Genomic DNA, 7,244 nt, shown 5'->3' with positions numbered 1-7,244 from the left:
AACTCCGCGACGAGTGAGGCCTGGGTTACGAGGACTCGTCGCGGCCGCTAAGGAGAAGGCGAGCGATCCACACGGAGCCAGGCTATCACTGCCGCCGACGTGCCCGGACGTGCACCGGCACGCCTCAGCTGCGGTCGCGCGGGTCGACCGTGGGCGGAGTGGCGTGCTCGTCCGCGACGACGGATGCCGCCTCTTCGGCGTCGGTCGCGCCGCTGCCGTCGGGGATGGCGGGCGTCTCCGGCTCCGGCACCACCGGCTCCTTGCCGGCGGCGATGAGACTGGCGACGGTCGCGACCGCCATCGACACCAGGATGACGCCCAGCGAGACCCAGGTGGAGATCTCCGGTGCCCACTCGACGTGCTCGCCGCCGTTGATGAACGGAAGCTCGTTGACGTGCAGGGCGTGCAGGAAGAGCTTCACGCCGATGAACGCGAGGATGAACGCGATGCCGTAGTGCAGGTAACGGAGCCGGTCGAGCAGTCCGCCGAGAAGGAAGTAGAGCTGACGCAGTCCCATCAGCGCGAAGAGGTTCGCCGTGAACACGATGAACGCACTCTGGGTGATGCCGAAGATCGCGGGGATCGAATCGATCGCGAAGACGAGATCGGTGAAGCCGATCGCCACGAAGACGAGGATCATCGGCGTCCACACCTTCTTGCCGCCCATCACCGTGCGCAGCTTGGGGCCGTCGTACGAGTCGGAGATGTTGAAGAAGCGCCGCATGAAGCGCACCAGCCCGGTCTCGGTCTGCGCCGAGTTCTCGTGCGATCCGGGGAACGCCTGCCGCCACGCCGTGTAGACGAGGAAGAGGCCGAAGACGTAGAAGATCCAGCTGAGGTTCTCGATGAGGACGGCGCCGAGCATGATGAAGATCGCGCGCAGGACCAGCGCGATGATGATGCCCACCATCAGCACCTCCTGCTGGTATCGGCGCGGCACGGCGAACTGGCTCATGAGCAGGACGAAGACGAAGAGATTGTCCACCGACAGGCTGTACTCCGTCAGCCATCCCGCGACGAACTCCCCCATCGCATCGTGGCTGCCGGTCACCCACAGCAGCACGACCGCGAACACCAGCGCCAGCGAGACGTAGAAGACCACCCACAGCGTCGCCTCGCGCATCGACGGGATATGCGGGCGCTTCAGGATCAGCAGCAGGTCGGCGACCAGAATGACCACCAGCACGGCGAGCGCGGCGATCTGGAACCACGCGGGGATCTCGTAACCCATCAGGGCCTTTCGAAGAGGGATGCACGAATCATCGAAAGTCTCTCCCCCGCTGACGCGGCGCGCGCCCGGGGCCCTGCAGGACCCGTGATGACGGACGCGCGAGGACGGGATACTCCCTCTCGCGGCCTCAACCCTACCGGGTCGCCGCGCGGCACCCCACCGATGTGAGACGATCGCGCCGGTGCCGACACTTCACGGGTGTAGGACCACCCTCGGCCTCGAAGGAGCAGCACCGCATGAGTTCCGCGCCCGCATCCGACGACGCGACGCTCGTGGCGCTCGCCGCGAGCGGGAGCGAGCACGCGTTCCGCACGCTGTACCGCTCCTACGCGCCCGCCCTGTACCGCGTCGCGTACGCGCTGCTCGGTGACGCGCCCGACGCCGAGGACGTGCTGCAGGAGACCTTCCTCGTGGCGTGGCGGAAGCTGCCGGGCATGCGCCTGGCGGGCGAGTCGCTCTTTCCGTGGCTGGTGACGATCTGCCGCTTCCAGTCGGCGAACCGGATGCGCCAGCAGCGTCGCGACCGGGAAACCCGCGGTCGGCTCCCCGAGGGCGCGCCCGCGCGGGTGGACGTCGAGCAGCAGGTGATCGGAGCCGACCTCGCGCGTCGCATCGGCGACGAGGTCGACGGACTCGGCGAGCTCGATCGGGGCATCTTCCTGCTGTGCGCGGTGGAAGGACTCGACTACGGCGCGGCGGCCGCGCGGCTCGGTGTCTCGCACGGGGTGGTCCGCAATCGCCTGTCCCGCATCCGTTCACGGCTGCGGGCAACCGTGAAGGAGAGCACGTCATGACATCGAACGACCCGCTGCCGCACATCTCCGAGGCCAGCCTGGATCGCATCGAGGACTCGGTGTTCACCGGAATCGCGCGCGAACGCGACCGACGCCGCACGCGACGTGCGCGGTGGTGGGCCGGCGGCGCCGCCGCGGTCGCCGTGATCGCAGCGGCCGCGCTCATCGGCCCCGCCGTGCTGGTCGGGCCGGCCTCCACCGACATCAGCGCGGTCGAGGTCCCCGACGGCGGCGGCCAGATGGCGGATGCCCCCGCCGATGGCGCGACGGAGTCGGGTATGGCTGCCGACGATGCGACCTCGTCGAGGATCGAGATCGGCCCCGGCGACACCGATCGCGAACTCATCACCTCCGCGACGGCGACTCTCCTCGTCGACGACGCCGCGACCAGCGCCGAGGCGGTCGCCGTCGCCGCACGAGCTCGCGGAGGCTGGGTGGAGTCGCTGACGATCACCGAGGACGAATCCCGCTCGGACGACGCGTACACGTCGGGGATGACGGACACGTCGATGCCCGTCCCGTACGCCGGATCGTGGATCACGGTGCGCGTTCCCGCCGATCAGCTCGACGCGATCGTCGCCGACCTCTCCGCGATCGGAGAGGTGCGTTCGAGCTCGGTCGACACCTTCGACGTCACGGAGCAGGCGATCGACCTTCGCGCACGGGTCGAGGCCACGGAGGCGTCGGTTGCCCGGCTCACGGAACTGCTCGACGAATCCGCGGACCTGTCTGATCTGATCGCTGCCGAGACGGCGCTCGCCGACCGTCAGGCGCTCCTGGAGTCGTACCGCCAGCAACTGGAAGACCTCGAAGGGCGGGTCGCGACATCCAGTCTGACGGTGACCCTCGTCGAGCCGTCGGAGCCGGTCGAAGCCGACCCCACCGGATTCGGCGACGGGCTGGCGACCGGGTGGAACGGGCTCGTGGCCACACTCAACGGAATCGTCATCGGCCTCGGTTTCCTGCTCCCCTGGCTCCTGGTGGTCGCCGTGGTGGTCGCTGCCGTCTGGCTCGTCGTCATCGGTCGCCGAGCGCGTGCTCGGCGCCGCGCCGCATCCGTCGCCCCCACCCCGGAGGACGACAACGTCTGAGGCCCGCTCAGTGCGTCAGATAGTGGATGACCGCGAGCACCCGACGGTGGTCGTCGGCGTCCACGGCGAGCCCGAGCATGTCGTAGATGTTCGAGGTGTGCTGCACGATCGCCTTCTCCGACAATCCGAGTTCCGCGGCGATCCACCCGTTGCTCCGCCCCTGCGCCATGAGTGCGAGCACCTCGCGCTGCCGCGGAGTCAGGGCCTCGACGCCCCCGCCGAGCAGACGGGCGCGTGCGACCATGATCTCGACGACGTCGGGGTCGAGGGCCGTGCCGCCTCGGGCGACGCGACGCAGGTCGGCGGTGAAGGTCCGCACGTCGGCTATCCGCTGCTTCAGCAGGTATCCGATCCCCGCGCCGCCGTCGCCGATGAGTTCTTCGGCGTAGCGGCGCTGCACGTGCTGGGAGAGCACCACCACGGGCATCGCCGGCCGCTCCGATCGGATGCGCGCCGCGGCGGCGAGGCCCTCATCGGTGTAGGAGGGCGGCATGCGGATGTCGGTGATGACGAGATCGGGGTCGTGAGCCCGAACGGCTTCCTCCAGCGCGACCGCGTCGGGCGCGACCTCCACCACGTCGAACCCGTCCTGTCGCAGCAGCAGCGCGAGTCCTTGGCGCAGGAGCGCTTCGTCTTCACCGATCACGACGCGCACGGCAGACGCACCTCCAGACGTGTGCCCTCCCCGTGCGGCGACGAGATGAACCAGTCGCCGCCGAGGGTGTCCACCCGATCGGCGAGTCCCCGCAGACCGCGACCGGTCGGGTCGGCACCGCCGATGCCGTCGTCGGTCACGGTGATGCGCAGCGTCGGGCCATCGTGCACGAGTACCACCGCGGCGGACCCTGCCCTCGCGTGCTTGACCGCGTTCGCGAGAGCTTCGGCCACGACGAAATAGGCGGTGGTTCCCGTGGCGGCGGGCAGCAGACCCGGCTCGACCCGCGCCGACATGGTCGTCGGCACGGGCATACGGTCGACGAGGTCCTCCACGGCCGCGACGAAGCCGCGCTCCATGAGCGGCATGGGCAGCACGTCGTGTACGAGCCGGCGCAGATCTCCGGCGGCGACGTCGATACGACGACGCAACGCCGTGGCCGCCGCCGCGGCAGCGACTCCGACTTCCGGCGCATGCGCGATCTGCTGAGCCTCGACGCCCAGCAGGACCAGCTGCGCCTGCAGTCCGTCGTGGAGGTCTTGGGCGATGCGGAACCTCTCGCGATCGGCGGTCTCCACGATGCGGATGCGGGATGCGCGCACCTCGCGACGGCTCTGGCGCAGTTCGGCGGTCAGGCGGGAGCGGTCGATCGCGACGGCGATGATGCGCCCGGCGCGACGCACGCGCGTCTCGTCGATCTCGGAGCGGCAGTCGTACTCGATCGCACCCACCGGGCGTCCGTCGATGTCGACGTCGACGACCCCGCGGTCGGGATGCGCCGACACGCGCGCGGGTTCCCCGTCCTCGTCGACCAGACCGTCGGGCGCGCGCAGGAGCACCCGGAGCGACGGATCGCCGAGGGTGTCCGCCACAGCATCGGACAGGGGACGCGAGCCGTCGGATGAGGTCGACAGCTGCTCACCGAGATCGGCGAGATCCCGCGTCGGCGTGAATCCGCCGCCGAGCACGCCGATCAGGAACGCGATCGGGATGCCGAGCAGGAGCAGCAGCTGGAGCCCGGCGCGCAGCACCGCCTCATCGGCGGGCAGGACCACGGGAAGCGCGACGATGGTGAGCACCGCGACGATGCCGTAGGCGTAGAGCGGCAGCAGCACCCGCCTCGCGTGAGCATCGGCGTGCTGCAGGCGTCGCACCAGCAGCCACGCCGTCGCGACCATGAGCGCGAGCCCGACGGCGCTCTGCACGGCGGCCACCGGCGCCGCCATCGCGGGCGCGTCCAGCAGCACGGCCGGCAGCGGGAGGAGGATGGCGATCGTGTAGGCGATCGCAGCGAGTCCGACCGCGAGCCTCCCCGTGAGCCGGCCGGTGGGGAAGGCCAGCAGCAGGTGGACGATGACGGCGAGAACCGCCGTCGCGAACACGTTGCCGAGTGTCGCGAGCTCCGGCACCGGCGCGTTCGCGAGATTCGCGACCGTGAGGGAGACCCCGCCGCAGACCAGCAGCATCCCGGTCGCATTGGCAGGGCGTCGAAGCCAGGCGACGGCGCCCGCGACCAGATAGACGATCGCGACGACCGCGAACAGGGTGATGGGGACGGCCCCCTCCCCCGCGCCGGGGAGCACGAGCGCGAGCACGACGAGCGCCAGCAGCGATCCGACGAGCGTGAGGATGCTGAGGACCCCGCGCATCGACCGCACCGACGGCGCCCGGTAGCGCGTGGGTGCTGCCATGCGTCCTCCCCGATCATCACCGGCCCGGTCATCGCCGGCGGGTTCGACTATCCTCGCGCATCCCGGTCACCGCCATGGACCTGGGTCTATGTTCCTCACGCGTGGTCCACCGCCAGAGTGGAAGAGGCCCTGCCCCACCCGATACGGAGAGCCCATGCCCCGAAGATCCCTCGTCCCCGCCGCCGCCATCGCCTCGGCGGGCCTCCTTCTCACCGGGTGCGTCCCTGAAGCCGGCGGTGAGGCGGTGGTCGTCGAGACGGCAGACGCTCCGCCGGGCGATGCGATCGCCCTGCCCGCGGCGAACGTCGACGATGCCGTCACGGACGCGCTGTCGCAGCTGCCCGGCCTGATCGCGGACGACCTCGCGGAGACAGGCGTGCCCGGACTCGCCGTGGCCGTCGTCCACGGCGGCGAGATCGTGTACGCCGAAGGCTTCGGGGTGAAGACCGCGGGGGAAGGAGATCCAATCGACCCGGAGACGGTGTTCCAGATCGCGTCGGTCTCGAAGTCGCTGTCATCGACGGCGATCACCGCCGCCATCGGACAGGGTGCCCTCACGTGGGAGACCCCGGTGTCCGACCTCCTCCCGGGCTTCGCGCTGAGCGACCCCTATGTGACCGAGCACGCCACGGTCGGCGACTTCTTCTCGCACCGGACGGGACTGGACACCGGAGCCGGCGACGACCTGGAAGACCTCGGGTACGGGCGCGAGTACATTCTGGATCATCTCGACATGCTCCCCCTCGACGCGTTCCGATCCAGCTACCACTACTCCAATTACGGCATCACCGTGGGCGCTGAGGCGGCCGCCGCCGCAGTCGGCGAGCCGTGGGAGGACGTCACCGAGTCGCTGGTGTACGAACCGCTCGGGATGACACGGACGAGCTCCCGCTACGAGGACTTCCTCGCGGAGGACAACCGCGCGACCATCCACGCGTTCGTCGACGGCAGGTTCCAGCCGCTCTTCGACCGCGACCCCGATGCACAGGCTCCCGCCGGCGGCGTCTCGTCGAACGTCATCGACCTCGCCGCGTGGATGAACGCCGTCCTGGCCGGCGGAGAGCACGGCGGGGAGCAGATCTTCGACGCCGCGGCCCTGACGGCGGCGACGACCGGTGAGATGATCTCGAGCCACCCTCCCGAAGCGACATGGCGCACCAGCATGTACGGGTTCGGCTTCAACGTCGACACGGCGGTGGGAGGACGCACCGGCATCGCCCACTCGGGCGGGTTCGTGCTGGGAGCCGCGACGAACTTCCGCCTGATCCCGAGCCTGGACCTGGGGATCGTGACCCTCACCAACGGGGGCCCCTACGGCCTTCCCGAGGCGGTCAACGCACAGTTCCTCGACCTGGTGCAGTACGGCGACCTGACCCGCGACTGGATCACGGACTACCGTGCCGCCGTGGCGAGCCTCACCACGCCCGTCGGCGATCTCGTCGACGAGCAGGCGCCGAGTGCCCCCGACGCGCCTCGTGACCTCGCCGACTACGAGGGGACCTACGACAACGCCTACTTCGGACCGCTCACCGTGTCCGAGCGGAACGGTCAGCTCGTCCTGGCGATGGGAGCGGATGACGGGTACGTGCTCGAGCTGAGGCATTGGGACGGGGATGCCTTCGCGTTCGTCCCGACGGGTGAGAACGCCCCGGAGGGATCGATGTCGTCCGCGACGTTCCTCGAGGACGGGGGTGATGTCACCGGCGTCACGCTGCAGTTCTTCGACGCCCAGGGGCTCGGGACCTGGAGCCGGTGACGAGGGTTATAGGCCAAAACGTGTGG

The 7,244-nt window shown here is 69.8% G+C and carries 6 protein-coding genes; 3 read left to right on the top strand and 3 right to left on the bottom strand.

All coding sequences use genetic code 11. The features are described 5' to 3' along the window. Positions 1-124: 124 nt before the first annotated feature. The gene (locus B4E30_RS11000; RefSeq protein WP_286795322.1) at positions 125-1,231 is read right to left on the bottom strand and encodes a TerC family protein; all 1,107 of its coding nucleotides are present in this window, start codon (positions 1,229-1,231) and stop codon (positions 125-127) included. 236 nt (positions 1,232-1,467) lie between these two features. On the opposite strand from B4E30_RS11000, the gene B4E30_RS10995 reads away from it, so the two are divergent. Together B4E30_RS10995 and B4E30_RS10990 are read left to right on the top strand one after the other, a co-directional pair. Continuing rightward, positions 1,468-2,025: an RNA polymerase sigma factor gene (locus tag B4E30_RS10995; protein ID WP_194385099.1), complete on the top strand. Its 558-nt coding sequence runs from the start codon at positions 1,468-1,470 to the stop codon at positions 2,023-2,025. Continuing rightward, on the top strand, positions 2,022-3,116 hold the full coding sequence (locus tag B4E30_RS10990; protein WP_286795321.1) for a DUF4349 domain-containing protein: 1,095 nt from the start codon (positions 2,022-2,024) through the stop codon (positions 3,114-3,116). Before B4E30_RS10995 ends, B4E30_RS10990 begins: the two co-directional genes overlap by 4 nt. Positions 3,117-3,123: 7 nt before the next feature. On the opposite strand, the gene B4E30_RS10985 is transcribed toward B4E30_RS10990, so the two are convergent. Further along, on the bottom strand, positions 3,124-3,771 hold the full coding sequence (locus B4E30_RS10985) for a response regulator (RefSeq protein ID WP_194385097.1): 648 nt from the start codon (positions 3,769-3,771) through the stop codon (positions 3,124-3,126). Then, on the bottom strand, positions 3,759-5,462 hold the full coding sequence (locus B4E30_RS10980) for a sensor histidine kinase (protein ID WP_286795320.1): 1,704 nt from the start codon (positions 5,460-5,462) through the stop codon (positions 3,759-3,761). Before B4E30_RS10980 ends, B4E30_RS10985 begins: the two co-directional genes overlap by 13 nt. 154 nt (positions 5,463-5,616) lie before the next feature. Here B4E30_RS10980 and B4E30_RS10975 point away from each other — a divergent pair, with 154 nt between their 5' ends. Next, positions 5,617-7,218, top strand: coding sequence for a serine hydrolase (locus B4E30_RS10975; RefSeq protein ID WP_194385095.1), 1,602 nt, complete (start codon positions 5,617-5,619; stop codon positions 7,216-7,218). Positions 7,219-7,244 lie beyond the last annotated feature (26 nt).

It is taken from the genome of Microbacterium sp. UBA3394 (assembly GCF_002358725.1).
GTDB classification, from domain to species: domain Bacteria; phylum Actinomycetota; class Actinomycetes; order Actinomycetales; family Microbacteriaceae; genus Microbacterium; species Microbacterium luteum.
Note: the sequence above shows the minus strand (reverse complement) of the source record. Positions and strands in the feature narration are given on the sequence as shown.